Source organism: Arthrobacter sp. AG367, from assembly GCF_007828995.1.
Taxonomy (GTDB): Bacteria; Actinomycetota; Actinomycetes; order Actinomycetales; family Micrococcaceae; genus Arthrobacter.
Genome location: NZ_VIVE01000012.1, coordinates 33,641 through 59,394, shown reverse-complemented (window position 1 = coordinate 59,394; position 25,754 = coordinate 33,641). Strand labels below are relative to the sequence as shown.

The following is a 25,754-nucleotide window of genomic DNA, read 5'->3' as shown; positions in this document are numbered from 1 at the left end:
CGGAAACCCGTTTTCCTGACGTGCTAATCCAACCTCTATAGATCCCAACCTGACACGCAGCCAAGGTTTGTCCCAGCCGGGAACCAGTTAGTTCGGTGCCCAACTACCAGGGCGCCTGTCAGGGCTCGCAAGCTTCACAGAAGTCCTACGAAGTCCAACCTACCGAACGTTATCCATTATAGTGAACAGATGACTTCCCGTACGACCGTAGCCATCGCCGTCCCGCTCGAAGCAGAGCTTGTGGACCAGATTCGCGCCATTGATCCTTCGATTACCGTCCTTTACGAGCCCGACCTCCTGCCCCCGGAACGCTATCCAGCCGACCACGCCGGCGATCCCGCCTTCAAACGCACCGACGAGCAGGAGGAGCGCTACTGGGCAATGCTCAACCGCGCCGAAGTGCTCTACGGCTTCCCCAACGAAAGCCCAGCTGGGCTCGCCCGCATCGCCCGCGACAATCCCGGACTGCAATGGATCCATGCCATGGCGGCGGGAGCGGGCGGAGCGGTGAAGGCGTCCGGCCTCAGCCAGGACGTCCTGCAGAAATTCAGGATCACCACCTCCGCCGGAGTGCACGCCCTGCCCCTCGCGGAATTCGCTGCGATGGGAATCCTGAACGGCTTCAAGCGGAGTTCCGGACTTGCCCAGGACCAGGCGGCGAAGGCCTGGCCCACCCTTCGCGTCCCCACCCGGCTCGTCAACGGCTCCAACCTCGTGGTCAGCGGCCTGGGGGAAATCGGATTGGAAACGGCCCGGATCGCCCGGGCGCTGGGCATGAAGGTCAGCGGTACCAAACGGTCCGTAGAGCCCATCGACGGGATCGATCAGGTTGTGGACAACGCCGGCCTTCCTGCCCTCCTGGCCACGGCAGACGCCGTCGTCAACACCCTGCCCGGCACTGCCTACACGGAGAAGCTGTTCAACCGCCAACTGTTCGCCGCCATGAAGCCCGGCACGACGTTCGTTAACGTAGGCCGCGGCACCGTGGTGGACGAGGACGCCCTGCTGGAGGCACTGGACAACGGCCAGGTGGGCTACGCCTGCCTGGATGTTTTCGCCGTGGAGCCGCTGCCGCAGGACAGCCCGCTATGGAACCATCCCCGGGTCATGGTTTCGCCCCACACCTCGGCCCTCAGCGCAGCCGAGAACCGACTCATCACCGAGCGCTTCTGCAGCAACCTGCGCACCTTCCTCGACGGCGGGGATCTCCCCCACCTCGTGGACACGGTCCACTTCTACTAGGACGGGGCGGAGAACCGGTGCGCATCGCAAGACTAAATACAGCAGCTGGTCCGCAGTACGCCGTTGAGAGCGACAGCGGCTGGGACCACATCGTCGACCCGTTTGAGGAAAGCCTCCGCTACACCGGCGGTGCCACCACCCACAACGAGGCAATATTCCTCGCCCCGGTGAGGCCCGCCGTCGTCCTGGGCATTGGCCATAACCGCACTTTGAATGACCATCCCCTGCCCATCCAGGCGTGGCACAAGTCCGTCCACACCATCGCCGGGCCGGGCGATGCCATCACCGCGGTCCGTGGACAAGGCACGGTCAATGCCGAGGGTGAACTCGCCGTCGTGATGGGCAGGACCGCCGCCAACCTGACCGCGGAAAACGCCCTGGAGCACGTCTTCGGCTACACCTGCGTCAACGACGTCACCAACGTGGATCAGAACGCGGTGGACGAGCGGAACTTCCAGGGCAAGGCCGGCGTCAACTACACACCCCTGGGCCCTTGGATAGAAACCGGACTCCCGGATCCCGAAAGGGTGGCCATCGACGTCTACGTCAATGGGGCCGCAAAGGCCACTTCCGGGACCTTCAACCTCCCCTCCTCGGTGGTGGACTGCCTCATCTATGTCACTTCATGGCTGACCTTGGAACCCGGCGACGTGGTGATGACCGGAGCGCCCGCCACAGTGGTTCCCGTCGAGCCCGGGGACCGTGTGGACATCACGGTGGAGGGCATTGGAACCCTGAGCAACCGCGTGGCCTGAGCCGGGCCGGCGTCAGCGGGCGTCGCAGGACGTTAAGATGGATAACGTTCAGAGGACTGAACAACAGCGAAGCCCGCCCCGGCAAACCCAAGGAGAATCATGGCCGATTCCCCCATTCCTGCGTCATCCGAAAAATCGGGAACCGCCTCTCCGGCGCCCGCAGTCACCCGCGCCGCGGCCGTCCTGGATGCCCTGGCCGCCTCGGCAACCGGGCGGCTGACGCTCAGCGATCTCTCGCGCGAAGTGGGAATTCCCAAGTCATCCACCTCCAATCTCCTGCTGGCCCTGGAGGAGGCGCGCCTGATCAGCAGGCAGGGCTCGGAGTTCACCCTTGGCCGCAAGCTGGTGGAACTGGGTGCCGCCTACCTGGGCCGCATGGACGAAGTCCAGGAGTTTTACCGTTACTGCGAACAGGCCTCCGTCCTTTCCCGCGAGACGGTCCGGATCGCCATGTTGGACGGAACAAACGTCATTTACCTTGCCCGGTACGAGGGCCACCCGGCCGTGCGGCTCACCTCCAATATCGGCGACAAGATGCCCGTATCCCTCTGCGCAGTGGGGAAGGCGCTGATCGCCCGGCTGAATGTGCACGACATCGAGGAGATGTTCCCCGATGACGCAGAACTGCCCGTCCTCACGCCAAAGTCCTTACGGACAGGGGCGGAGCTGAAGGCGCAGCTGCGGGAAATCCGCGAGCAGGGCTTTGCCTTCGAGGACGAAGAATCCACCACCGGCGTGGTCTGCCTGGCCGTTGCCGTTCCCACGCGGGGCGCGCACGGCCCCAGCCTGGGCCTGTCCGTCACGGCCCTCAAAGCCACCTACACGCCGGAACAGGGTTCCCAGATAGTCAAGGAGCTGCAGGAACTGGCCCACTCGCTGGGCAACCCGATGGGCTGAACGCCAAGCGGCGGCCTTCTGCGACATATAACAGCCAGAGACTATTGCCAGTTGTTCAACTTGCTGTATCGTGTTCAGCATAGTGATCGACGCAATGGGCGTTGTCGCTATCCCACCAGGCCAACGGGGGCCTGGAGTGCGTTAGAGGGAGTTCTCGTGACAACTCGTACTAAATCACCGCAGGCCACCGCGGACGGCGCCGTCGTCGATCCGGACCAGCTGCGAAGGGCAACTCTTGCCAGCTCCGTGGGCTCCGCCCTGGAGTACTACGACTTCTACATCTACGGCCTTGCCTCGGCCCTGATCTTCGGCCCGCTCTTCTTCGCACCACTGGGTGAGAGCGGAGCAGTCATCGCCTCCTTCGCCACCTACGGCGTCGGCTTCGCCGCCCGGCCCTTCGGCGGCGTGGTGTTCGGCTACATTGGTGACCGCTTTGGCCGGAAGATGGTGCTGATCCTGACCATCGGCCTGATGGGCCTGTCCAGCTGCGCCATCGGCCTCCTGCCCACCTTTGAACAGGCCGGAATGCTCGGTGCGGTACTCCTGGTGGCCCTGCGTATCCTGCAGGGCCTTGGCGCCGGCGCCGAGCAGGCAGGCGCCACGACCCTTATTTCGGAGGTGGCTCCGCGCCGCCGTCGTGGTTTCTTCGCCTCCCTGCCGTTCGTCGGCATCCAGCTGGGCACCCTCCTGGGCGCCGGGACATTTGCCCTGATGGCGCTGGCGGACAAGGCAGTCCTGCAGGCCTGGCTGTGGCGCGTACCGTTCCTGGCAAGCGTCGTCCTGATTGCGATTGCCGTCTTCATCAGGCTTCGGCTCAAAGAGACGCCGGTCTTCCAGGAACTCGAGAAGCACAAGGCCGTGGCCAAAAACCCTGTGGGCCAGATCTGGAAGCATTCCAAGAAAAACGTGCTCATAGGTATCGGCCTGCGGATGGGGGAAAACGGCAACTCGTCCATCTATTCCGCGCTCCTGGTGTCCTTCATCAGCATGCCTGCAGGTGTCTTCGCCGGCGACAAGTTCATCGGCCCCACGGGCCTGTTGATTGCCGCGGGCTTCGCCGCGGTAATGGTTGTGGCCTTCGGCGCCCTGTCCGACCGTTTCGGCCGGGTTCCCGTCTACCGCTACGGCGCACTCTTCCAGGCCGTTATCGCCTTGCCGGCCTTTTACCTGGTCACACTGGGCAATGTCACCCTGGTGTGGGTGGTCATGGTGATGGGCATCGCCCTCGGCGTGCAGGCCATGCTGGGCCCGCAGTGCGCCCTGCTGCCGGAGCTCTTCGGCTCCCAGCACCGCTTCACCGGCGTGGCCCTCAGCCGCGAACTGTCCGCCGTACTTGCCGGCGGCTTCGCCCCGATGATCGGCGTGGCACTGCTGGCAGTGACCAACCACTCCTGGCTGGTCCCGGCGGTCTACTCGCTGGTCCTGGCGGCAATCTCGTTCGCCACCACGTTCTTCACCCCGGAAACGAATGGCCGCGACCTGGTGCTCGTAGAGGACGCCAGGTAACAACCGCCCCGTCCCGCCCACGCACCCCGGATCCCGCACTCATGCGTGCGGGATCCGCGGGGTGGGGGCCGCTGCTATATTCTGTTGCTTTCACGTCCAGGCCGGGGGTAGCCGGGACACAGCACGTCGAATGGCCCTTCAGTGACTTCCAGCAGCAGTTTTCCAGGACTTGGATCCGTCGATATCCCGAATGATGTCTTTCTCGACTGTCCCACCGGACTGGTCGAGTACTACTTCGCGGACGGCATCTTCCGCTGGTCGGACGGGTTGTACCGGATCTACGGGTATGAGCGCGGCGAGGTTGTCCCCTCCATGGACATGGCCATGGCCCACATCGAGCCGGGAGACCGGCCCCGGGTCCAGGCGTATTGGGACCACGTCTCATCCGCTGGCGGCCCATCATCGATCTACGTTTCCATCCGGGACCGCAAGGACCGTCAACACAAACTGCTCTACTCGGCGGACTACATCCTGGACGGGGACACCCCTGTTGGCGTCTGGGGCGTGGTGGTGGACCTCACCACATCGATTCATACCGACCGGCACCAACTGGCTACCGAGGCGGTCGCCGCCTCAGCCCGCAGCCGGGCAGTCATTGAGCAGGCCAAAGGCATCCTCATGGGGCGCACCGGTGTCACCGCCGACGAGGCCTACGACCTCCTGAGCCAGTTAAGCCAGGATACGAACCGCAAGGTACACGCGATCGCCCAGGAAATCGTGGAACGGGCAACCGGGCGGGCCGGAAATCTGACAAACCAGCCACACCCTTTGCTGTAACCGCCGCCCCCACGCGCGGGCCGCCGTCGAACCCTACAACGCCAGGCGCGGCCCGTCCGCTCCAACCGGGGCGGAACCCCCAACAGGCCTGGAAGCCACAACGGGCATGGAACCGGTCAAGGCCTCAACAACCGCCATCTGGCCGGTGGTGTCGGGGACACCGGGATACTGAACCTGCGCCGGCTCGACGGCAGCAGCTGGGTTTTCGGAACGCATGCGGACCAGCGCAACGGCAGAGATCAGGAACCACGCCACATTGGTAACAACGGACGGCCATGCCCCGTGCAGCGTCCCGTTGATGATGAAGGCAACAGATCCGAACAGGTTGGCCATCTGGAAACCCTTGCCTGCCTTCAGCCAGCCCATGGAAACCGCAAGGTAAGCACTGAGAATCGCAACAGCGCCTGCCCAGCCGGCAATTTCCCACAGCAGTTCCATGGTGTCCTTCCAAAGTGGTGCCTGCGCAGTATCCGGGCAGGGCTGAAGATGGTGATTCAGGGTTTGGTTTCGCCAGCTCTGCGTTGCCTCGAGCCCTGTTCGGGCGAGGACCTCATGCGCTGGCAGCGGCACAATCATACCCCGCTGCCGAGGGTCACTTTGACGCCGAATCCCCCACCGCCCGAAGGGTGGACAAGACCCCTCCCGCGTAGCACGATCAGAGCTGTGACCATCAGTCCCGCTTCCGATCCCTACCTCCGCGAACTCACCCAGTTGAGGCGCGTCAAGGACCGCATGGACCGGGAGTACGCCCAGCCGCTCGACGTCGAATCCCTCGCCAGGGACGTCCATATGTCCGCGGGCCATTTCAGCCGGCGGTTCAAACTCGCCTACGGCGAATCCCCCTACAGCTACCTCATGACCCGCCGCATCGAACGGGCCATGGCGTTGCTCCGGATGGGTGACCTCAGCGTCACCGACGTGTGTTTCGCCGTCGGCTGTTCCTCGCTGGGAACCTTCAGCACCCGCTTCAGCGAACTGGTGGGGATGCCGCCCAGCATCTACAAGCAGGAGGCGCAAAGCGCGACGGCGGGCATCCCCGCCTGCGTGGCGAAGCAGGTCACCAGACCGGTCAGGAATCGAGAAGCGTCCGCCCCCGAGCCGTTACTAGCATGACTGCCATGGACATCAACATTTCCTCAACCTTCCTTCCCGCTACCGATCCGGACGCCTCGCTGGCGTTCTACCGCGACGCCCTGGGCTTCGAAATCCGCAACGACGTGGGCAAGGGCACCATGCGCTGGATCACCGTTGGCCCCGCAGGCCAAAAGGACGTCTCCATCGTCCTGCACCCGCCGGCCGTAGACCCCGGCATCACCGACGACGAGCGCCGCACCATCACGGAGATGATGGCCAAAGGCACCTACGCCACCATCGTCCTGTCCTCCCCGGACGTGGATGCCGCGTTCGCCAAAGTGGAGGCGACCGGGGCGGACGTCGTCCAGGAGCCCATCGACCAGCCGTACGGCATACGCGACTGCGCATTCCGCGACCCCGCCGGAAACACGGTCCGGATCAACCAGCAGGCCTAGGCATATAACCAGTCACGTATATAACGGACGACGCCGACGGGAGGCTGCCAGCGCAGCCTCCCTCCGCGCCGCTCCAGGAGAAGGGGGACATTTTGAGCACGGACATCACCACCGATGAGGGCATGGCCACGAAAGCCGGGACCCATATCGCCGACACCCACGACCTGATCCGCGTCCAGGGGGCGCGGGAGAACAACCTCAAGGACATCAGCCTTGAGCTGCCCAAGCGGCGGCTCACGGCATTCACCGGTGTGTCCGGCTCAGGCAAAAGCTCCCTGGTTTTCGCCACCATCGCCGCCGAATCGCAGCGCATGATCAACGAGACCTATAGCGCGTTCGTACAGGGCTTCATGCCCAACCTGGCCCGCCCCGACGTGGACCGGCTGGAGGGATTGACCACCGCCATCATCGTGGACCAGGAACGGATGGGCGCCAACCCGCGCTCCACCGTGGGCACCGCCACCGACGCCAACGCCATGCTGCGCATCCTGTTCAGCCGTTTGGGCAAACCCTACGTCGGCCCGCCCACCGCGTTCTCCTTCAACGTTCCCACCCGCAAGGCCAGCGGCATCATGAGCACCGAAAAGGGCGGCCGGGTGGAAAAGAACGTGGTCCGCCAGGTCACCTACCTGGGCGGCATGTGCCCCCGCTGTGAGGGCATGGGCAACATCAGCGACATTGACCGGACCGCCCTCTACGACGAGTCGAAGTCCCTCGCCGAAGGCGCGCTCACCGTCCCCGGCTACTCCATGGACGGCTGGTACGGGCGCCTGTTCGAAGGCATGGGCCTGCCCATGGACAAGCCCATCGCCACGTTCACCAAGAAGCAGCTGGAGACGATGCTTTACGCCGAGCCCACCAAGATCAAGGTGGAGGGCGTCAACCTCACGTTCGAGGGCATCATCCCCAAAATCCAAAAGTCCATGCTCTCCAAGGACGTGGAGGCCATGCAGCCGCACGTGAAGAGGTTCGTGGAACGCGCGGTCACGTTCGCCACCTGCCCCGACTGCGGGGGGACGCGGCTCACGCCGGAGGTGCTCAACGCACGGATCAACGGCAAGAACATCGCGGACCTCTGCACCATGCAGATCAGCGACCTGGCGCAGTGGATCCGCGACCTGGACGAGCCCTCCGTCCGTCCCCTGCTCATCGGGCTGCGGGACCTCCTCGATTCCTTCGCCGAAATCGGCCTGGGCTACCTCTCCTTGGACCGCCCGGCCGGCACCCTCTCCGGCGGCGAGGCGCAGCGGACCAAGATGATCCGCCACCTGGGTTCCTCCCTCACCGATGTCACCTACGTCTTCGACGAGCCCAGCATCGGCCTGCACCCGCACGACATCGAGCGGATGAACACCCTCCTGCTGCAGCTTCGGGACAAAGGCAACACCGTCCTGGTGGTGGAGCACAAGCCGGAGATGATCGCCATCGCCGACCACGTCGTCGACCTCGGCCCCAAGGCCGGCACCGGCGGCGGCGAGATTGTCTACGAGGGCGACGTCGACGGGCTGCGTTCCAGCGGCACCATCACCGGGCGCCACCTGGACGACCGGGCCCGGCTGAAGGATTCGTTCCGCGAACGCAGCGGGGCACTCGAAGTCCGCGGGGCCTCGACGAACAACCTGCGCAGCGTGGACGTGGACGTCCCGCTGGGAGTGCTGTGCGTGGTGACGGGCGTGGCCGGGTCCGGGAAGAGCTCGCTGATCCACGGCTCACTGGCCAGGCGCGAGGGCGTGATCGTGATCGACCAGGGCGCCATCAAGGGATCCCGGCGCAGCAACCCGGCCACCTACACCGGGCTGCTGGAGCCCGTCCGCAAGGCGTTCGCCAAGGCCAACGGCGTGAAGCCGGCGCTGTTCAGCTCCAACTCCGAGGGCGCCTGCCCCACCTGTAACGGCGCGGGCGTGATCTTCACCGAGCTGGGCGTCATGGCCACGGTCGAGTCCACCTGCGAGGACTGCGAGGGGCGCCGCTTCCAGCCCGCCGTCCTCGAATACACGCTGGGCGGGCAGAACATTGCCGACGTGCTGGACATGTCCGTGGACGCGGCCCTTGCCTATTTTGCCGGGGGCGAGGCAAAGACCTCGGCCGCCCACAAAGTCCTCGAACGCCTGGCGGACGTCGGCCTGGGCTACATCACCCTCGGCCAGCCGCTGACCACCCTGTCCGGCGGCGAGCGCCAGCGGCTCAAGCTGGCCACGCAGATGGCGGAGACGGGTGACACCTACATCCTGGACGAGCCAACGGTGGGCCTGCACCTGGCCGACGTCGAACAGCTCCTGGGCCTGCTGGACCGGCTGGTGGATTCCGGCAAGTCGGTTATCGTCATCGAGCACCACCAGGCCGTGATGGCGCATGCTGACTGGATCATCGACATCGGTCCGGGCGCAGGGCACGACGGCGGCAGGATCGTCTTCGAGGGCACGCCGGCCGAGCTGGTGGCCGGGCGGGGGACGCTCACCGGGCAGCACCTGGCCACGTACGTGGGTGGCTGAACGCTGGCCTACGCTGGGCCTATGCCCGAAACCTACCGCTATGACGTCGAGATCCTGCACCTGCTGGTGTCGCCCGCGCACGCCTATTTCGGACGCGCCCGGGACGGCGCGGCGGACGTTCCCACCACTGATGCGCAGACGGCAGAGGTGGTGGCCGGCAAGGGCATCGTGGGCGACAGGTTCTTCGGGAAGGCCGCCCACATGGACGCCGCGGTGACCCTGTTCGCCGTCGAATCCCTTGAGGCCATCGCCGCGGAGCTTGGCGCCGGGCCGTTCAATCCCCTGCTGACCCGGCGGAACGTGGTGCTCCGCGGCGCTCAGCTGGCCCCCCTGCTGGGGCAGGACTTTGCGCTGGAGTCCGGCGGCTCGGCTGTTTCGTTCCATGGCGGCCGGCACGCCCAACCGTGCGCGTGGATGAACGGGATGCTGGCACCGGGGGCGCACCCGGCCATGCGGGGCCGCGGCGGCATCCGCTGCCGTGCCCTGTCCAGCGGATTGCTGCACCGGGGCCCGGCCGTGCTGGTCAGCCCGGTGCCGCTGGACCCGGCCCAGGCGGGCCGGGCGAGCCTGCTGCGGCCGTCACGGCTTCCCTAGGAGGGCGTCCGGCGGCTCCCCTTCCTCACGTCACGTGATGGCGGTGGCGTTGGCCGGGGAGCCCGTGCCCCCGGTGATGTTCAGCGGCTTAATGGTGATGAAGGCGTCCCATCTGCCGGTGCTGCGCATATGCCGGGCGAGCGGTCCCAGCTTCCATAGTTCCCCGAGTGGCAGGCCGAGTTTGGCCAGGAGCTGCTGGTGCATCATGCCGTTGTCGTTGGCGGCCGAATGCCGGTAGGGGCTGTCCGGGACCGCGGGCAGGCACTCGAGGGCGAAGTTGTCGGCGGCGAGGACGGCAAAGCGGTTATCCCACGCCCAGGCGGTAAACTCCCGGGACTGCGCCATGCCTGAGGCCTTCCGGCTTTGGCGGATGCGCTGCTTGTCCTCCGCGGACAGACCCAGAAACCATTCGCACCAGCCTGTATGGAGCATGAGGATATCCCCGGGCTGGGTGCTGAGGGACCGGGCCTTCAAGGCGGACTCCACCAGGTCCAGGGTGAGTGGTTCCCCGCCCGCGTGGTCGATGGGCTCCCCTGCTTCGTCCCGGTGACCCTCGAGGTCCACCAGCACGCCCCTGCCGGTAATCGGGTTTTCCGCCCATTCCTGGATGCCGAGGTCCGGGGTGCCCTCGGTGATCCGGTCATCCGGGGTGCCGTTGTAGAAACCGACATCATCGGCCCGGCGGTGCCTGAGCCCGTCAATCTGGGTTGACCCCTGAAGGTAGTACCCGTCCAGGTAGTCGTCCCGGTGCGCCGGGTGCGAGGAGTAGATGGTGTGCCGCGGGGCGCCGCGCTTGAGGGACATCCCGGGATCGAAGGCGTCAGCCGGGTAGTCCAGGCCGAACACCGTTCCGGTGCGGATGCACTGCCGGGCATCCAGCACACCTTGGGGTGTAATGAACGACGGCGTCCCGCGGCTCTGGTGCGGAAAGAGGCCCCAGGAGGTGCCGGCCAGGCGGCCCTCCCTTTGCAGCAGACCTTCAAAATCCGGATATATTCCTTCAGCGGCATTCACCGTGCACCGGCCTTCTGGTGCTGCTCCTGGGGCTGGCGGCGCTTGTAGCTGAGCAGGAACCCGGCAACGGCGCAGACGGATGCAGCGATGCAGATGGGTGTCTTGATGGCGTCATTGAGCAGGGTGAGCCACTGGGCCTGCCCCGCAACCAGGCCAATGGCCTGGCCGAGGACGAACAGGATGCCCCCGCCCAGGAGTGCGGCGAGCGTCAGGACGAAGACGACTTCGATGGCCCTTCGGATGGTGTTCATGGAATGTTTCCTAGATTGGCAGGATGCCGAGGATGATCAGGACGCCGATGCCCAGCAGCGGCAGGGCGTAATGGGTCAGCAGGCGGGCAAAGGTCTTGAGCGGGTCCACGTCAGCGATGCCGCAGGCCACGTACAGCGGGGCGCCGCCGGGCGGGACCGCCGCTTCGCAGGACGAGAACACCAGCACGGCCACGGCCGCGGTGGTGGCCGGAACCCCGGCGGCCACCAGGATGGCCACTCCCACCGTCCCCACGGCGGCCATGGTGGCGGTGGCGGACAGCGGGGCCGCCACCGCGATGACGATCAGGCCGATGAGGATGGCCAGCAGCCACAGCGGCAGGTTCATCCCGTTCAGGAGCGAGGTCATCTGCTTGGGCAGGCCGGTGGCAGCCAGGGCGTTGGCGCCGGCGAAGGCGAACACCACGGTGACGCCCACGATTCCAAAGCGCGGAGCGGATTCCCGGAGCAGCGCCCACCAGCCGCGCCCGTCGCGGGGCAGCGTTTGAATGCCCAGCAGGAGACCGGTGATGATGAGGACCACCGGGATCCAGACGATGACGATGACCGACTTGGTAACGTCCCCGCCCGTCCACTCCGACAGGCTCTTGGCGATGGCGCCGGTGGTGATGACCAGCGGGACGGCCACCACGACGAACAGCAGCAGGGTGGCCCAGCCGCGGCCGAACGCCGAGCGGACGGACAGGCGGTGCGCGGCGTCCAGCGGGGTCATCCCGCTCTTGCGGACCAGCAGCCAAGTGACCACCAGCCGGTGCAGGAAGCACCACAGTCCGCCGAACAGCAGGGGCAGGACCAGTGCGTTGATGTCCAGCAGCGGTCCCACGGTGGCGGAACCGACCAGGACGAACATCGAGGCGCTGAACGGGAATGTGATGCCCATGCCGGCGTTCCCCGCCACCAGCGTGGCTGCTGACGGTTTGTCCAGCCTGGACTTCTCCATCCAGGGAATGGTCACCGAGCCCACCGTGGCGGCGATGGCCGCCTGGTTGTGGACCACGCCGCCGAGGCCTGCGGAGGCACCGTGGAGACCCAGGCCGGCCCGCCCTTGACCCCGCCGATCAGGGAGTTCAGCAGGTCGATCAGCCGGTCCAGCACGCCGGCCTTGTCCAGCAGGTAGCCCATGAAGACGAACGCCATGGTGGCGTACACGATCTCGTCGGTGATGGCAGAGTACAGGGCGTCCCAGCCGATTGCCGCTGCTGCGGCACCGGTGAAGGGAAGGACGGCCAGGAAGCCAAGGATCATGGCTTCGCCCACGCTCCGCTTGAAGGCCGTGGTCCAGAGCAGGATGACGGCAAGGTAGGCGCCGAGTGCCCAAATGCCGATCATGATGCTGCTCCTGACGGCAAGATGCCGGTTGTTGTGGTCACGTGTATTACCCGTTCCTGATTGTGCCTGACTGCGCGGTCAGCGCAAGGCCGGCTCCGAGGTCTGCGCCATACGGGCCAGCGCGGCGGCGGAGGCGTTGGTCATCTCGGCGGGGACACCCAGGTCCGAGAGGTAGCTTGCGGTGTCCTGCATCTCCTTGGAGCGGCGCACGGCGTGCTTGGCGGTGCCCGTCAGGAACCGGTCGATCACGGCCTGCCCGTCGCCGGCCAGCTGACCGGCGATCTGGGCGCGGATCCACTCCTCGAGGCCGGCCGCCCGGCCGGCCGTCACGGCTTCCACCACCACAGATGCCAGGCCCTTCATCAGGACGCTGCGCAGCAGTTTGTGCGCCATCGCCGCCCCCGGGCCGCCGTCGGTGATTTCAACATCAACTCCCAGCGGCCGCAGCAGGTCGGCCACGGCCTGGGCGCCGGGGCCACTCACCATCAGGGGTGTCTTCTCGCCCAACGCCGCGACCGGTCCCAGGATGGCGACATCGGCAAAGGCGGCCTTGCCGGGAAGCTGCCCCAGTTCCTGCATGGTAGCCGGTGAGGACGACGTGAAGTCGGCGTAGACGCTGCCGCTGGCAAGGACCGGAAGGCACTCCTTTGCCACGCTGCGGGCCGCGGCAGCACCGGTCATCACCAGGACGATGTCTGCACCGGTGCATGCTTCGGCGGCTGTTGCTGCCCGGGTTACTCCCTGCGGCGTACTGGGGGCCACCGGATCGAAGCCGGTAACCGTGTGGCCGGCGACGGTCAGGGCCGCGGCGTAGGTGGCTCCGGCCTCGCCGAGGCCGATGACGGTGCACGCTGTCATGGTTTGCTCTGTTCTTTCTTGGCTTTGGTGAAGGTTCAGTTGCGGGCGGCGACGATGGCCTGGCGGCGGCTGGTTTCGTCCGCGAAGACCGCTTCGGCGGCGTCGGCGACGGCGGCAGCCTGTTCCCGGGGGATGACCACCACGCCGTCCGAGTCGCCGACGATGACGTCGCCGGGCAGGACGGGGACGCCGCCGAACGCGAGGGCGGTTCCCAGCCGGAAGGGACCGTCCTTGTAGGGGCCGGCCGGCGAAGTAGCCCTCGCAAAGACGGGCATGCCAATCTCTGCCAGCGCCCCGGCGTCGCGGGCTGCTCCGTCCAGCGCGAATCCCGCGACACCAAGGTTGATGGCGCGCTCCCCGATCAGTTCGCCCAGCAGGGCGCGGGATTCATCGCCGCCCCCTGCCACCACGATGACGTCTCCGGGACGGGCCAGCTGCAGGGCGGCGTGGATGCCCTTGTTGTCTCCGGGGCGGGTCCACACCGTAAACGCCGGGCCGGCGAGCTTTGCGCCCGGCCAGACCGCCTGGATGGCGGAGTCCGCCACCCCAAGCCGGTCCATGGCGTCGCCGATATTGGCCGCGGGAAGCTTGCCGAGCCTTTCCACGATGTCGCTGCTGGGACGTGTGAAGTCAGCGCCGATGGCGTCAATGGCAGGAGTTGTCATGATGGATCTTTCCGTTCCGGGCAGTGGGGGTCAGTCTTTTTTCTGGACCAGCGGGAGGACTTCCTTGAAGTCCTCTTCCTGGCCGGCCCAGAACGTCTTGTAGTCGGCGCCGTTGAGGTAGCTGGTCTGCAGGCCCAGGTCCTTCATCTTCTGCACCACGGTGGGGTCCTCGATGGCCTTCTGGATGGCGGCCTCGAGCTTCTTGGCCACATCCGCGGGCAGGCCGGCCGGGGCCGAGTAGCCGCGGGCGGTTCCCGCCGTCAGGTCATAGCCGGATTCCTTGAAGGTGGGGATCTCCGGCAGGGAGGGTGCGCGTTCCGCGGACATGACGCCCAGCACCCGCGCTTTGCCCTGCTTGGTGAGGTCGTTCACGTCGCTGACGTTCGCCACCAGCACGTCCACGTGCTTTCCGAGGAACGCGGTGGTTCCCTGCGACGCGCCTTCGGAGAAGTGGACCGGGGCGAACTCGGAACCCGTGGCCTGCTGGATCTGGGCCAGGGCAAAGTGCTCGCCGGTCTGAAGCCCGGTGGTGCTGGCGGTCATGGACTTGGGCTTGGCCTTGACCGCTTCCAGGAGGTCCTTCAGCGTCTGGTACGGGCTGTCCGGCTGGACGGCGATGACTGTGGGATCGATGACCTGGCGGCCCAGGGGCTGGAAGCTGTCCCGGGTGTACTTGGCGCCGCGGGACGGGTCCAGGGGCGAGACGACCACGGACGGCGAGCCGGTGGCGCCGATGGTGTAGCCGTCCGGCTTGGCGCTGGTGAGCTGGGTGTAGCCGATCTGGCCGCCGGCGCCGGGCTTGTTGATGACCTCGACGTTGGTTCCGAGTTCCTTCTCGAGAACGGGCTGGATGAGCCGCGCGGCTGTGTCCACGGCACCGCCGGAACCGAACGCGACCACGAGGTCGATGGACTTGCCCTTTTTCGGGAAGTCGCTGGCGGCATTGTTGTTGGTGGCGCCGGCATTGGCGCCGCAGCCGGTGAGGCCGATCAGGGAGGCCGCGGCAAGGGCGGCGGTGAGGCGGAGGCGGGTTTTCATAGGTCTTCTCCTTTGAAGGGGTGCGGGTTCAGGGGTGCGGGTTCAGGGGTGCGGGTGGGGTTTAGGTTTCGGGGTCTTCGGTAAGAGCCTTGGGCTTGCGGAGCTTGAGCAGCGGGCTGATGACAATCAGCAGGCCGATGCCGATCAGGACCGCGGAAATGGGACGGCTGGTGAAGATGCCGAAGTCGCCCTGGGAGATCTCCAGCGACTCACGGAGGGACCGCTCCATCAGGGGACCAAGGACCAGGGTCAGCACCATGGGCGCCAGCGGGATGTCCAGGTGGCGGAGGGCGAGGCCCAGGAGCCCGAAGCCGATCATCACGAAGACATCGAAGACGCTGAAGTTGATGGTGTAGGCGCCGATGACCATGAAGAGCAGGATCAGGGCCGTCAGGATTGTTGACGGGACACGGAGGATGGAGGTCCAGAGCCCCACGAGCGGGACGTTGAGCAGGAGCAGGATCAGGTTGCCGATGAAGAGGCTGGCGATGATGGCCCAGGCGATCTCGGAGTTCTCGGTGAAGAGGGTGGGTCCCGGTGTGAGGCCCTGCTGCAGGAAGGCGCCCATCAGCACGGCGATGGTGGGCGAGGCCGGGATGCCGAGCGTGAACAGCGGAATCAGGGCCGCGTTGGCGTGGGCATTGTTGGCCGTTTCGGGTCCGGCCACGCCTTCGATGGCACCCCTGCCCAGTTCGTGGCGGTGGCGGGAGAACTTCTTTTCCGCCCCGTAGGACAGCAGCGAGGACACAGACCCGGTCATGCCGGGGATGAGCCCCAGGCCGAAGCCGATGCCGGTGCCGCGGGCCATCGCCGGGGCGCTGCGCCGCCACTCCGTTGCGGTGGGCAGCAGCGAGCGCAGGTTGGGGGCGTGCACCGCCGCGGGCTGGTCGCCCTTGCGGTAGGACAGGAGTTCCGAGAGGCCGAAGACTCCGACGATGACGGCCACGAAGCTGACGCCGTCCAGGAGCCGGTCCATGCCGAAGGTGAAGCGTGGAGCACCGGCCACGGGGTCGATGCCCACCATGGAGATCAGCAGGCCCAGGGCGCCGGAGATGACGGCCTTGACCATGGATTTCCCGGCCAGGGCCACCAGGAGCGAGATGCCCACCACCATCAGGGCGAAGAATTCCGGCGGGCCGACCAGCAGGCCCAGTTCTCCCAGCGGCTTGGCTGCCGCCACCAGGCCGAGGGTGGCGATGGTTCCGCCAACGAAGGATCCGACGGCGGCGATGGTCAGCGCGGCGCCGGCCTTGCCCATCTTGGTCATGGCGTAGCCGTCGATGGTGGTGATGGCTGATGCTGCTTCGCCGGGGGTGTTGAGCAGCACGCTGGTGATGGTTCCCCCGTAGGCGGTGCCGTAGAAGATGGCACACAGCATGATGATCGCCCCGGTGGCGTCCATGTTCAGCGTGAGCGGGATCAGCAGGGCGACGCCTGCCACGGGCCCGATGCCGGGCAGCACGCCGATGATGGTGCCCAGGAGGCAGCCGAGGAAGGCGAACAGCAGGTTCTGCCAGGTCATGGCGGCCGCGAAGCCGTTGACCAGTTCGTTGAGGGTATCCACGTCTAGAGTCCGATCGCGTTAAGGAAGGGAAGGGCGGACACCGGCAGCGCGACGTTCAGGCCGTAGTTGAAGGCATAGAACGCTCCGAAGCTTCCGGCCACCGCGATGATCAGCGAGGACTTCCAGGTCCTGCGCCCGCGAAGTTTCAGGTGGTACAGCAGGAACAGGAACATGCTCAGCTGGAAGCCAAGCAGGTCCATGACGGCCGCAAGGATTACCAGGCTGGCAACGACGGCGATCACCAGGCCCCGGTCAACGCCGGCTGCGGTTTCGCTGGGGTTGCGGAGTTCCTGGAACAGCCAGAGGACGGCCATGGCGGCGAGGACTGCGCCCATGGCGAAGGGGAACAGGCCCGGGCCCGGGCCCAGGGAGGTCCAGAGTCCCAGGCCGATCGAGCTGGCCAGGATATAGACGCCGACGGCGGCGAACGCACCGATTCCTACCAGCACGCTGCGGGCCACCCGTACGGGACTTCCGGGTTTCGTCGTGACTGACTCCGTTGTCATGGATTTCCTTTTCACTGCGCGTCATTGCGTTTCACAGAATGAAACTATATTGCGTACTGAGAAATAGTGACACCAGACACATCGGCTGTCAAGCGCAAGAAACTTACATAGAATGAAATGATGGCGATGACTTCCACTTCAGGCAGCCCGACGGAGGACAGCCCCAAGTCCTCGAACATGCGCTCCCTTTCCCGGGCCTTGGAGGTCTTCGCGGAACTGCAGCGGGCGGAACGCCCGCAGCGGCTCAGCGATCTTGCGCGGAACTGCGGCATGAGCCTGCCCACCACACTGAGGATCCTTCGGGTCCTGCAGGATTTCGGGATGGTGAGCCAGACGGACAAGTCCTACCGGATCGGCCCTGCCGTCCTCCCGGCCGCCAGGAGCTACCTGGAGAACGACCCCCTGGTGGTCTCTTCCCGGCCCGTCCTCCAGCAGCTGGCGACGCAGACCGGCCTCACCGCCTCCCTCTACACGCGCCTGGGTTATGAACGGATCCTGGTGGCCCGGGTGGATGGAGAGGCCCCGCTTCGCTATGACCTCCCGCTGGGCAAGCGGCTGCCCCTGACATCCGGTGCGGCCGGAAAGATCCTGCTGGCAACGGCCTCCGTGGAGGAACTGCAGGAGGCCGTGGAGGCCGCCATCGGAGCGGGCCATGAAGGCAAGGCCTTCACGCTCGGGGAGCTGCAGTCGCGGCTGCCCGCGGCGGCTGCCGACTACGCGTATTCAGCCGACGAGCGCGCTTCAGGAGTGTTGTCGGTGGCTGTAGCCCTGCCCAGGAGGTCAGGACAGCCAACGGAATCAATTTCGCTGACCAGCCCCGTGGAGGCCGCCTCCGAGGACACGCTGAAGGTGGGCGTTCCGGAGCTGAAGCGGGCGGCAGCCAGGTTGGCGGAACTGCTTGAGGGCTCCGTCTACTGACGGCACCCGGGGAAACGGCCGGCAGGGAAAGCACACGACGGCGTCACGCACGGCGCGCTTTCGGCCCACCTGAGGTGGCCGTGGCCCCGGAAACGCGGGGTCCCGCCGTCGTCCATTCCTCCGAAGCATGCCCGGCGTGACGCGAGGGCATCCGCAGTCAGTCGAGCTGCACGCCCCGGAGCAGCAGGAGCGTCCCGCCCACCACAACCGCCGAGGCAAGGAAGACTCCACCCGCCCCCAGCCCGGCCGCCACGCCGCCGATGGCGCTCGGAAGGACCACCTGCCCCACCCGGTTGCCGGCGAGCCTCAGCGCCAGCGCCCTGCCCCGCTGCCCGGCCGGCGCCTGGGCCGACAGCCAGGACATGGTCAGCGGCTGGCCGATGCCGAGCCCCAGCCCGAGCAATGCCATGACGGCAAACAGCAGCCACAGGGGCATGGGGATTGCCAGCGCAGCCAGCGCAAGCGTGGACAGGGCCAGGCTCACCACCAGCAACCTCATGCGGCCGATCCGCCGGGACACCCGGCCCAGCATGAGACGGGAGACCATGGAGAACACGGCGCGTACCGTCAACATGGCACCCACTGTTGCCACTGTGAGTCCGCGGTCGGCGCCGAGCGCGGGCAGGTAAACCACGGTCAGGTCCACCACGGCGAGGACGGTGGCGCTGGTGGCCAGCGCCCGGGCCACGCCGGGAGCCCTCAGCAGTGAGACGCCACTGGCGCTGCTGCCAGCGGACGCTCCCTTCTTCCTGCCGCCGCTGACGTGCGTCGATACGGCGAACGTGGCAGCGAACAGCACCAGGCTCAAGACCACCGAGAGCAGGAAGATCGCCTGGGTGTCGGGCCGGACCGAGGCGCCGCCCACCAGCGCAATCGCCAGCGGTCCGAGGGCCTGCCCCAGGGAGGCGGCGAACGTCAGGTAGCCGAACGCGGAGTCCATCCGGGACGAGGCAGCATTATTGGCCACCACGGCCTGCTGCCCCACCACGCAGGCCATTTGACCGGCACCAAGCAGCGCGGTTCCCGCCACCAGCGCCACGATCGACGAGCCCCACAGCAGCAGGAAGGCAGAGCAGGAAAGGACGACGGCGGCCCCGATCGCCATGAGCCGCCGCTCACCCAGGCGGTCCACCAGGGTGCCCGTGGGGACGGCAAGCAGCAGCGGAAACACCGCATAACTGGCAGCCAGCAGGCCCAGGGCGAAGTCCGGAACGTCCAGCTCCAATGCGCGGTAGGTGGCCGCCGGCCGGACCAGGAAGGTGACGGCCTGGATCAGCGCCGAGTGGACCAGGAGGGCAGTGGCCGAGCGGCGGCCCAGCTCGCCGATCATGAGCCGGGGACGCTGGTGCCGGACATGGCCTGGACGGCGGCGTCGCGGGCGCCCATGACATGGTCGAACGCCACCTTGGCTGCCTTCTCCGGGTCGCCGCCGGCCAGGGCAGCCACCAGGGTGCGGTGCTGGGCCAGGGCCTGGTCGCGCCGTTCCTGGGTGCTGTTGGTGAAGTGCCGGTACCGTTCCATGTGGCTTGAAATCTGGTTGTGGAAGCGGCGGGCCCAGGAGTTCCCGGCAATGCCCGCGATCTTTGCGTGCAGTGCCATGCCCTGCTGCATCGCGTCATCGGCGAACGCCACCATGGCCGCGTTGCGTTCAAGAATGCCTTCGAGGGCCTCGATGTCAGCCGGCGTTGCCTTCATGCAGGCATTGCGCGCCATGAGGGACTCCATGGCTGCGCGGACCTCGTAGAGTTCCGAAATGGCTGCCTCGTCCAGCGCGGGCACCAGCACGCCTCCGGTGGGCTGCTGTTCCAGCAGGCTCTCCGAAATGAGCCGCCGGATGGCCTCCCGGAGCGGTGTGCGGCTCACCTGCAGGGCCGAGGCCATTGCCGGCTCGTAGATGCGCTCCCCCGGCTTGAGCTCAAGGCTCAGGATCCGCCGTTTCAGCTCGGCGTAGACAACGTGTGCCCCGGTGTTCCGGGCAGGTGATTCGGCCATGATTTACCTCCTCGGCCATCATACTTGTATACATCTATACAAGTAGTCCCGAGTCACGGAAACACCAGGGAGGGGGCAGCATCCACTGCCCCTCCCCCTGTCCCGGTGGCGCGCCCCTGGCCGGACGCACTGCGGCTGGACTACTTGCCGGCGGTACCGGCAGGTGCCACCTTCTGCACCTCGAGGTCCTCGAGTGACTTGCCCTTGGTGTCCGGGGACATCAGGGTGGCCACTGCGGAGATGAGGCAGATGCCCAGCGTGGCCAGTCCGATGGTGAACGGAACGTTGGTGGAGCCCGGAGGGGCAATCGCCGTGAAGATGCTGGGGAAGAACGATGCAATCATGAGCCCGATGTTCTGCGAAACGGCGAACCCGGTCACGCGGATCCGCATGGGGAACTGCTCCTGGAAGAACGTGGCGAAGGTGGCATTCCACATCTGGAAGAAGATGCCCTGCACGATCACAACGCAGACGAAGACCAGCGGCAGGCTCCCCTGTTCAATGGCCCACAGGTATCCGCCCACCAGGAGGCCGCCCGCCACCCCGCCGGCAGCCATGAGCGTCCGCCGGCCAATCCTGTCGGACAGCGCGCCGAACAGCGGGATGGTCATGACGGCGGCAATGTTGGCCACGAGTGTCACCCACAGGAACTCACTGCTGGAGAAGCCGTTGCCGTAGCCCTTTTGGGTGGCAAAGGATACGCCGAAGATCAGGGTGGCCATGCCGATCACGTTGGTGAAGGTCATCGCTATGCAGCGGACCAGGACGCCCGGCCGCGTTCGCAGGAGTTCGACGAGCGGGAAGCGCTTGGTTTCGGGCTTGCCGGACTGTGCTGCGTAGGCGGGCGGTTCCTGGACCCGGCGGCGGATGAAGTAGCCGGCCAGGATCACGACGGCGCTGAGCAGGAAGGGGATGCGCCAGCCCCAGGTGCCGAACTGGTCGGCGGGGAGGACTGCCGCGAGCGGGAGCAGGACGGCGGTGGCCAGGATCGAGCCCACCTGGGTGCCCTGGAGGCTGAAGCTGGCAAAGAATCCGCGCCGTGCATCGGGAGAGTGTTCAACGATCATCGCGCTGGCGCCGCCGAGCTCGCCGGCCACCGCAAAGCCCTGGATCAGGCGAAGGAGCACCAGGAGGGCGGGCGCCAGGAGGCCCACCTGCCCATAGGTGGGCAGGAGCCCGACGGCGAAGGTGGCAAAGCCCATGAGCAGCATCGCGAAGACGAGCACCTTCTTGCGGCCGTGCCGGTCACCGTACGCCCCCAGGACAACCGCGCCTACCGGACGGGAGACATAGCCCACGGCATACGTTGCCAGGGAGGCGATAATGCCGACTGTGGGGTTTTCCGAGGGAAAGAAGATGGTGGGGAAGATCAGGGTCGCGGCCAGCGAGTACAGCGCGAAGTCGTAGTACTCCAGGGCGCTTCCAATCCAGCCGCTCATCGCCGCTTTCCTGGGGTCCCGCGAACCGGTGCCGGCACCCTGGCTGGGGAGGGCCACGCGGGTTGGGGTGGTGCTCATGTGCTTATGTCCTTCGTCTTCATTGGCAAGGAACCGGAACCGCTGGAATTCAGCCGATGTTCGTGGTGGTGTCTGCGCCGCCGCAGTCCGTCATGGACTGGAGCGGCAGCTCTTTGAATCGATTCATACAATATAGGAGGTGATGCCGGTTACGTCAATGGGCAAGCGCTATCCCGAACGGTCCGCGCCAGGATGAGCGGGGTCCTGCTACCGGCTGGCGTAGTAGGCCGCTGCCATATCCTGCCTGCCGCGGCCCTGGCCGGCCACCCGGTCCAGCCGGGCTGTGGAGGCAACGGCGCCGTCAAGGGTCAGGCCATGCTCGACGGCGGCATCCACAATGAGGTGGGCATCCTTGCGCGCGGTGTCCACGGCGAAGGAGGCAGGCTCCAGCTGGTCGTTGAGGATGAGGTCCATCTTCAGGCGGAGATAGGGCAGGTCAAGCGGGCCGCCGTCGAGCACGTCGAGGAACTGCTGCGGATCGACGCCCAGCGCCTGGGCAAGGGCAACCACTTCGCCGGCGGCGTTGGACGCCGCGATGACCCAGCTGTTGACCACCAGCTTGAGGCGGGCCGCGGAACCCTTGGACGGGTCGTCGCCTGTCCAGATGGTGCGGGCGCCAATGGCATCGAGGACCGGCCCCACGCGTTGGCGCACTGCTTCGGGAGCGGCGGCGAGGACCAGAAGCTGGCCGGCTTCTGCGGGGGCGCGCGTTCCGGAAACGGGCGCCTCCACCAGGTCCAGGCCAAGTTCGCCGGCCAGTGCGGCCAAAGCGGCCGCGTCCTGCACCCCAACCGTTGTGGACTGGACCCACGTTGTGCCCCGCCGGACGCCGGGTGCGGCACTCCGGATGACCTGCTCCACCGCGGCAACGTCGTGGAGCATGGTCAGGACCACGTCGGCTGCCTCGACAGCTTCGGCGGGGGCAGCGGCATGCCGGGCACCGTCCGCGGCCAGCCGTTCCGCTTTGGCCGCGTCCCGGTTCCACACCGAGACCTCATGGCCGGCGCGCAGGAGGTTGCGCGCCATGGCCGCCCCCATGATTCCCGTCCCCAGCACAGCCACCTTGGGTTTCGTATCCATCGAATCCGCCTTCCGGTCCAGGTTTGGTGTTCTCCATACCTACCCAACGTCTCCAGGATTCTGTAAATTATTCATACGGAGGGGAGTATCCCCACTTCACAGTCCATCGTCAGTACGGAGGCCCCTGAGCCTTCCGGTGGGCGGGCCGCATGACGGCCGGGAGAGACCTCCAGTTGGTTGTCACTGACTGGAAGCAGGTGCCCCATGAACGTTCCCCTCTGGATGTGGTTCGCCGTCATCGGATTCATCCTCCTCATGCTTGTCGTCGACCTCGTGGCCCACCGCCACGCCCATGTCATCAGCGTCCGCGAGGCCGCAGCCTGGTCCGGGATCTGGGTGCTGTTCGGCGTTGCATTCGGCGCACTGGTGTGGTTCCTGTACGGCGCGGAGTTCGGCCAGCAGTACTTCGCCGGATACCTCATCGAGAAGTCGCTCGCCGTGGACAACGTCTTTGTCTGGGCGATCATCTTTACGTTCTTCGCCGTTCCCCGCGAGTACCAGCACCGCGTGCTCTTCTTCGGTGTCCTGGGGGCGCTGGTGTTTCGCGGCCTGTTCATCGCCGCGGGATCGGCGATCATCGCCAGCGCCGGGTGGGTCCTCTACCTGTTCGCGGCATTCCTGCTCTTCACCGGCTACCGGATGCTCAGGCAGCGTGACGAGCACATCGACCCCGGGAAGTCGCGGGCATTGAAGCTGTTCCGCCGGCACGTGCCCATGACGGACGCCTTCCATGGCCAGCGCTTCCTCATCCGGAAGGGCGGTGCACTGCTCGCCACTCCCCTGCTGGCGGTCCTGGTGCTGGTTGAAGTCACGGACATCATCTTCGCCGTCGACTCCATCCCGGCCATCTTCGCGGTCACGGACGAGGTCTTCCTGGTGTTCACGGCCAACGCGTTCGCGATCCTCGGCCTGCGCGCCATGTACTTCCTGCTGGCGGACCTCATCCACCGCTTCGTATACCTGAAGACGGGCCTGGCCCTGGTGCTGATCTGGGTGGGCATCAAGATGGCGCTCAAGATCGACGTCTACTACATTCCGACGCCGGTCTCCCTCGCCGTCATCACCGCCATTTTGGGCATTTCCGTCGGCGCGAGCCTCATCGCCACCCGGCGCACGGGCCGGCAGGAACCGCACCTTCCCGCGGACCCGCCCTTCCGGAACGCCACCCCGGAGGAGCTCGACGCCCTGGAGCCGCTGTGGCGCAGCCGGCGGGCACGCTCCCGCGGGAAGGTGCCGCCGGCGGCCGAAGAGTCCGTCAGGTAAAAAATCCGAGCGTCAGCAGAAAAGGACAGCCCGGCAAGGCACCAGGCGTTGGCGTCAAGATCCTGTGGCGCCAACGCCAGGCCAGGACCTACCAGGCCTGGTGTTCGCGGGTAAGGCCGAAGGGAACCGCGTCGCTGAGGGCAACGGTGAACTTGTTCGCGCCGTGCCGGGTAACGAGGATGCCGTGGCTCTTGCCGTCCAGGGCGTGGGCCTTGGCGGCAGCGACGGCGGCGTCGAGCTCGCGGTCCATGCTCTGGCGGTCGGACACGGTGAGGGTCAGCGGGAAGTTCATGGGTCTAGCCTTTGTGTGTTGGGGGTAGGGGGTGATATCCAACACCTGCGCTCCCCAAGGCTGCAGGCGAAGTTTGGGAACCTTTGTGCCCAGCTCATAATGCCCGAGGGATGGATCACCAGCAACTTGAAAAATCAAGTAATAAGTCGCCGCAGGTCAAGGCGTGACGGCTCGAGCCTGCCTCAGCAATTACGGGCGCTAAAGCACCGTGAATTAGAGTTGGACAGGAGTGGAAGCTGTTTCCGAACGGCTCCGCTGCCCCTGACCCAGCCCTGCGGCAGAACCAAGCCACCAGCACGACACCACACGTGTGCCACGACCTGACAAGGATCCGCCATTTCCACCGACGCTCTCTTCGGCAATCTCACCAGGATCCGCAACGTCATCCTCCCCACCCCGGTGCGGAGCCGGTTGAACACCGGGGGCGGCCTGCTGGCGGGATTCATCGTGGTGCACCTTGTCTTCCTGGTCTTCGCCGCTTCCCTCTCCCTTCGCGGCGAGGCGTTCAGCGACACCTTCATCTACCGTGACTGGGCCATGGCGGGATTCAACGACGCGAACCTCCGGGGCGGCCCCAGCCCGTGGGTGTACCCCATCCTGGCGCTCATCCCCATGGCCATCGCAGGCCTGGCGGGACCGGGACCGTTCTTCTTCCTCTGGGTCCTCATGACCACGCTCCTGAACGCGTGGGCCCTGCTCAAGCTCACCGGGCGGGGCCGCAACACCCGCGCCATCCCCGCCGGCTGGTGGTGGCTGGCCTTCACCTTCCTGATGGGCTGGCTGGGCTTCGCCCGTGTGGACGGCCTCACCGCCCCGCTGGTCCTTGTGGCCCTGGCCTACGGCGTCCAGCGCCCGTTCGTCGCCTCGGTCCTGCTGGCCGTCGGCACCTGGGTGAAGGTCTGGCCGGCGGCCATCATGCTGGCCCTTTTCGCCGTCGTAAAGAACCGCCTGCTGGTGGTGCTGGCAGGAATCGCGACGACGGCGGGCGTGGTGGCGCTGGCGGCAGCCCTGGGCAGCGTCCCCAAGCTCCTGAACTTCCTCACCCAGCAGGGCGACCGCGGCATGCAGCTCGAGGCCACCTTCACCACCCCCTGGCTTTGGCTCTCCGTCCTGAACGTCGGCGGCTCGCGCATGTACATGAACACGGACATCAACTCCATGCAGGTGGACGGCCCGGGCACCGCCACCATGTCCGTGCTGATGCAGCCCCTCCTGGTGCTGGCGGCACTCCTGGTGGCCGGGTTGACCTTCTGGGCGCTCCACAACGGAAAGCAGCACAAGGTGGCCGGCGGCGTGGACCGCACCGAGCTGCTCCTGGCCGGGGCCCTGACCCTGGCCACCGCGTTCGTGGTTTTCAACAAGGTGGGTTCGCCGCAGTTCATGGTGTGGCTCGGCCCCGCCGTCGCGGTGGGCCTGGCGCACAGCTGGCGTGAATGGCGGGTTCCGGCGGCAATGCTGATCGCCATCGCCGTGGCAACCTACTTCATCTACCCGCTCTTCTACGACGCCCTGAGCCACAACAACCCCTGGATGGCCCTGGTACTGACAATCCGCAACGTCCTGCTGGTGGTCCTGTTCCTGTGGAGCGTCCGGCGCCTCTACACGCTGGGCAAGAAGACCGCAGCCCCCGCCCCCGCGCTCAAGGAGACCTGACATT

Annotated in this window: 25 protein-coding genes and 1 pseudogene; 12 read left to right on the top strand and 14 right to left on the bottom strand. The window is 66.4% G+C overall.

Features of this window, described 5'->3' with window-relative positions; translation table 11 throughout:
* The first annotated feature begins 189 nt into the window (after nucleotides 1-189).
* The 5 genes from FB478_RS19930 (at nucleotide 190) to FB478_RS19910 (ending at nucleotide 5,177) form a co-directional block, all read left to right on the top strand.
* A complete protein-coding gene (locus FB478_RS19930; RefSeq protein WP_144601411.1) occupies nucleotides 190-1,242 on the top strand; it encodes a D-2-hydroxyacid dehydrogenase in 1,053 nt (350 codons plus the stop codon).
* 17 nt (nucleotides 1,243-1,259) lie between these two features.
* Nucleotides 1,260-1,997, top strand: coding sequence for a fumarylacetoacetate hydrolase family protein (locus FB478_RS19925; RefSeq protein WP_144601410.1), 738 nt, complete (start codon nucleotides 1,260-1,262; stop codon nucleotides 1,995-1,997).
* 99 nt (nucleotides 1,998-2,096) lie between these two features.
* Nucleotides 2,097-2,894: an IclR family transcriptional regulator gene (locus FB478_RS19920; RefSeq protein ID WP_018770351.1), complete on the top strand. Its 798-nt coding sequence runs from the start codon at nucleotides 2,097-2,099 to the stop codon at nucleotides 2,892-2,894.
* Nucleotides 2,895-3,050: 156 nt separating this feature from the next.
* On the top strand, nucleotides 3,051-4,400 hold the full coding sequence (locus FB478_RS19915; protein WP_144601409.1) for an MFS transporter: 1,350 nt from the start codon (nucleotides 3,051-3,053) through the stop codon (nucleotides 4,398-4,400).
* A gap of 141 nt (nucleotides 4,401-4,541) precedes the next feature.
* The gene (locus tag FB478_RS19910; protein ID WP_056389517.1) at nucleotides 4,542-5,177 is read left to right on the top strand and encodes a PAS and ANTAR domain-containing protein; all 636 of its coding nucleotides are present in this window, start codon (nucleotides 4,542-4,544) and stop codon (nucleotides 5,175-5,177) included.
* A 33-nt stretch (nucleotides 5,178-5,210) separates the two neighbouring features.
* Here the strand turns inward: FB478_RS19910 and FB478_RS19905 are convergent, their stop codons facing one another.
* Nucleotides 5,211-5,615, bottom strand: a complete 405-nt coding sequence (locus tag FB478_RS19905) for a YgjV family protein (protein WP_056389521.1) — start codon at nucleotides 5,613-5,615, stop codon at nucleotides 5,211-5,213.
* Between the two features lie 225 nt (nucleotides 5,616-5,840).
* On the opposite strand from FB478_RS19905, the gene FB478_RS19900 reads away from it, so the two are divergent.
* The 4 genes from FB478_RS19900 to FB478_RS19885 all read left to right on the top strand — a co-directional run bounded on the left by FB478_RS19900 (nucleotide 5,841) and on the right by FB478_RS19885 (nucleotide 9,792).
* Nucleotides 5,841-6,290: a helix-turn-helix transcriptional regulator gene (locus FB478_RS19900; RefSeq protein WP_056389522.1), complete on the top strand. Its 450-nt coding sequence runs from the start codon at nucleotides 5,841-5,843 to the stop codon at nucleotides 6,288-6,290.
* Entirely contained in the window at nucleotides 6,287-6,706 is a 420-nt protein-coding gene (locus FB478_RS19895) for a VOC family protein (RefSeq protein ID WP_018770356.1), read from the top strand. The genes FB478_RS19900 and FB478_RS19895 overlap by 4 nt, the downstream gene beginning before the upstream one ends.
* Nucleotides 6,707-6,798: 92 nt before the next feature.
* Complete coding sequence (locus FB478_RS19890; RefSeq protein ID WP_395858366.1) at nucleotides 6,799-9,198, top strand: excinuclease ABC subunit UvrA; 2,400 nt, start codon at nucleotides 6,799-6,801, stop codon at nucleotides 9,196-9,198.
* 21 nt (nucleotides 9,199-9,219) lie between these two features.
* Entirely contained in the window at nucleotides 9,220-9,792 is a 573-nt protein-coding gene (locus FB478_RS19885) for an MOSC domain-containing protein (RefSeq protein WP_056389528.1), read from the top strand.
* Between the two features lie 30 nt (nucleotides 9,793-9,822).
* Here FB478_RS19885 and FB478_RS19880 read toward each other — a convergent pair whose 3' ends face one another.
* From FB478_RS19880 to FB478_RS19845, 8 genes and pseudogenes are all read right to left on the bottom strand, one after another.
* A complete protein-coding gene (locus FB478_RS19880) occupies nucleotides 9,823-10,806 on the bottom strand; it encodes a cyclase family protein (RefSeq protein WP_056389532.1) in 984 nt (327 codons plus the stop codon).
* A complete protein-coding gene (locus FB478_RS19875) occupies nucleotides 10,803-11,057 on the bottom strand; it encodes a hypothetical protein (RefSeq protein ID WP_018770360.1) in 255 nt (84 codons plus the stop codon). Before FB478_RS19875 ends, FB478_RS19880 begins: the two co-directional genes overlap by 4 nt.
* A gap of 10 nt (nucleotides 11,058-11,067) precedes the next feature.
* A pseudogene (locus FB478_RS19870) lies at nucleotides 11,068-12,404 on the bottom strand (TRAP transporter large permease subunit).
* A 78-nt stretch (nucleotides 12,405-12,482) separates the two neighbouring features.
* Nucleotides 12,483-13,262: an NAD(P)-dependent oxidoreductase gene (locus FB478_RS19865; protein WP_056389539.1), complete on the bottom strand. Its 780-nt coding sequence runs from the start codon at nucleotides 13,260-13,262 to the stop codon at nucleotides 12,483-12,485.
* Nucleotides 13,263-13,297: 35 nt separating this feature from the next.
* A complete protein-coding gene (locus FB478_RS19860) occupies nucleotides 13,298-13,927 on the bottom strand; it encodes a methyltransferase (RefSeq protein ID WP_056389544.1) in 630 nt (209 codons plus the stop codon).
* 30 nt (nucleotides 13,928-13,957) lie between these two features.
* Complete coding sequence (locus tag FB478_RS19855) at nucleotides 13,958-14,965, bottom strand: tripartite tricarboxylate transporter substrate binding protein (RefSeq protein WP_056389547.1); 1,008 nt, start codon at nucleotides 14,963-14,965, stop codon at nucleotides 13,958-13,960.
* A gap of 61 nt (nucleotides 14,966-15,026) precedes the next feature.
* Nucleotides 15,027-16,529 (bottom strand): tripartite tricarboxylate transporter permease, encoded by a 1,503-nt coding sequence (locus FB478_RS19850; protein ID WP_018770365.1) that lies wholly within the window; start codon nucleotides 16,527-16,529, stop codon nucleotides 15,027-15,029.
* A gap of 2 nt (nucleotides 16,530-16,531) precedes the next feature.
* Nucleotides 16,532-17,035: a tripartite tricarboxylate transporter TctB family protein gene (locus tag FB478_RS19845; RefSeq protein ID WP_056389554.1), complete on the bottom strand. Its 504-nt coding sequence runs from the start codon at nucleotides 17,033-17,035 to the stop codon at nucleotides 16,532-16,534.
* Nucleotides 17,036-17,155: 120 nt separating this feature from the next.
* Here FB478_RS19845 and FB478_RS19840 point away from each other — a divergent pair, with 120 nt between their 5' ends.
* The gene (locus FB478_RS19840; RefSeq protein ID WP_377204593.1) at nucleotides 17,156-17,953 is read left to right on the top strand and encodes an IclR family transcriptional regulator; all 798 of its coding nucleotides are present in this window, start codon (nucleotides 17,156-17,158) and stop codon (nucleotides 17,951-17,953) included.
* Between the two features lie 157 nt (nucleotides 17,954-18,110).
* Here FB478_RS19840 and FB478_RS19835 read toward each other — a convergent pair whose 3' ends face one another.
* The 4 genes from FB478_RS19835 to FB478_RS19820 form a co-directional block, all read right to left on the bottom strand.
* Entirely contained in the window at nucleotides 18,111-19,283 is a 1,173-nt protein-coding gene (locus FB478_RS19835; protein ID WP_056389561.1) for an MFS transporter, read from the bottom strand.
* Entirely contained in the window at nucleotides 19,280-19,945 is a 666-nt protein-coding gene (locus FB478_RS19830) for a GntR family transcriptional regulator (protein ID WP_056389564.1), read from the bottom strand. Before FB478_RS19830 ends, FB478_RS19835 begins: the two co-directional genes overlap by 4 nt.
* A gap of 140 nt (nucleotides 19,946-20,085) precedes the next feature.
* Nucleotides 20,086-21,462 carry an MFS transporter gene (locus tag FB478_RS19825; RefSeq protein ID WP_056389566.1) on the bottom strand — a complete coding sequence of 459 codons (1,377 nt, stop codon included), beginning with the start codon at nucleotides 21,460-21,462 and terminating at the stop codon, nucleotides 20,086-20,088.
* 207 nt (nucleotides 21,463-21,669) lie between these two features.
* Nucleotides 21,670-22,542, bottom strand: a complete 873-nt coding sequence (locus tag FB478_RS19820) for an NAD(P)-dependent oxidoreductase (protein ID WP_056389569.1) — start codon at nucleotides 22,540-22,542, stop codon at nucleotides 21,670-21,672.
* Nucleotides 22,543-22,746: 204 nt separating this feature from the next.
* Here FB478_RS19820 and FB478_RS19815 point away from each other — a divergent pair, with 204 nt between their 5' ends.
* Nucleotides 22,747-23,805, top strand: coding sequence for a TerC family protein (locus tag FB478_RS19815; protein ID WP_056389572.1), 1,059 nt, complete (start codon nucleotides 22,747-22,749; stop codon nucleotides 23,803-23,805).
* 88 nt (nucleotides 23,806-23,893) lie between these two features.
* Here the strand turns inward: FB478_RS19815 and FB478_RS19810 are convergent, their stop codons facing one another.
* Nucleotides 23,894-24,097 (bottom strand): hypothetical protein, encoded by a 204-nt coding sequence (locus tag FB478_RS19810; protein WP_018770374.1) that lies wholly within the window; start codon nucleotides 24,095-24,097, stop codon nucleotides 23,894-23,896.
* A gap of 384 nt (nucleotides 24,098-24,481) precedes the next feature.
* On the opposite strand from FB478_RS19810, the gene FB478_RS19805 reads away from it, so the two are divergent.
* Nucleotides 24,482-25,750, top strand: a complete 1,269-nt coding sequence (locus FB478_RS19805) for a glycosyltransferase family 87 protein (RefSeq protein WP_377204594.1) — start codon at nucleotides 24,482-24,484, stop codon at nucleotides 25,748-25,750.
* The last annotated feature ends 4 nt before the right edge of the window (nucleotides 25,751-25,754 follow it).

Excerpts from the sequence above, each read along its gene's own strand:
- FB478_RS19920 (WP_018770351.1), top strand. The coding sequence starts at position 2,097 with ATGGCCGATTCCCCCATTCCTGCGTCATCCGAAAAATCGGGAACCGCC.
- FB478_RS19885 (WP_056389528.1), top strand. The coding sequence starts at position 9,220 with ATGCCCGAAACCTACCGCTATGACGTCGAGATCCTGCACCTGCTGGTG.
- FB478_RS19835 (WP_056389561.1), bottom strand. The coding sequence starts at position 19,283 with ATGATCGGCGAGCTGGGCCGCCGCTCGGCCACTGCCCTCCTGGTCCAC.
- FB478_RS19930 (WP_144601411.1), top strand. The coding sequence starts at position 190 with ATGACTTCCCGTACGACCGTAGCCATCGCCGTCCCGCTCGAAGCAGAG.
- FB478_RS19895 (WP_018770356.1), top strand. The coding sequence starts at position 6,287 with ATGACTGCCATGGACATCAACATTTCCTCAACCTTCCTTCCCGCTACC.
- FB478_RS19855 (WP_056389547.1), bottom strand. The coding sequence starts at position 14,965 with ATGAAAACCCGCCTCCGCCTCACCGCCGCCCTTGCCGCGGCCTCCCTG.
- FB478_RS19845 (WP_056389554.1), bottom strand. The coding sequence starts at position 17,035 with ATGACAACGGAGTCAGTCACGACGAAACCCGGAAGTCCCGTACGGGTG.
- FB478_RS19865 (WP_056389539.1), bottom strand. The coding sequence starts at position 13,262 with ATGACAGCGTGCACCGTCATCGGCCTCGGCGAGGCCGGAGCCACCTAC.
- FB478_RS19825 (WP_056389566.1), bottom strand. The coding sequence starts at position 21,462 with ATGAGCACCACCCCAACCCGCGTGGCCCTCCCCAGCCAGGGTGCCGGC.
- FB478_RS19840 (WP_377204593.1), top strand. The coding sequence starts at position 17,156 with ATGGCGATGACTTCCACTTCAGGCAGCCCGACGGAGGACAGCCCCAAG.
- FB478_RS19810 (WP_018770374.1), bottom strand. The coding sequence starts at position 24,097 with ATGAACTTCCCGCTGACCCTCACCGTGTCCGACCGCCAGAGCATGGAC.
- FB478_RS19820 (WP_056389569.1), bottom strand. The coding sequence starts at position 22,542 with ATGGATACGAAACCCAAGGTGGCTGTGCTGGGGACGGGAATCATGGGG.
- FB478_RS19860 (WP_056389544.1), bottom strand. The coding sequence starts at position 13,927 with ATGACAACTCCTGCCATTGACGCCATCGGCGCTGACTTCACACGTCCC.
- FB478_RS19905 (WP_056389521.1), bottom strand. The coding sequence starts at position 5,615 with ATGGAACTGCTGTGGGAAATTGCCGGCTGGGCAGGCGCTGTTGCGATT.
- FB478_RS19830 (WP_056389564.1), bottom strand. The coding sequence starts at position 19,945 with ATGGCCGAATCACCTGCCCGGAACACCGGGGCACACGTTGTCTACGCC.
- FB478_RS19815 (WP_056389572.1), top strand. The coding sequence starts at position 22,747 with ATGAACGTTCCCCTCTGGATGTGGTTCGCCGTCATCGGATTCATCCTC.
- FB478_RS19875 (WP_018770360.1), bottom strand. The coding sequence starts at position 11,057 with ATGAACACCATCCGAAGGGCCATCGAAGTCGTCTTCGTCCTGACGCTC.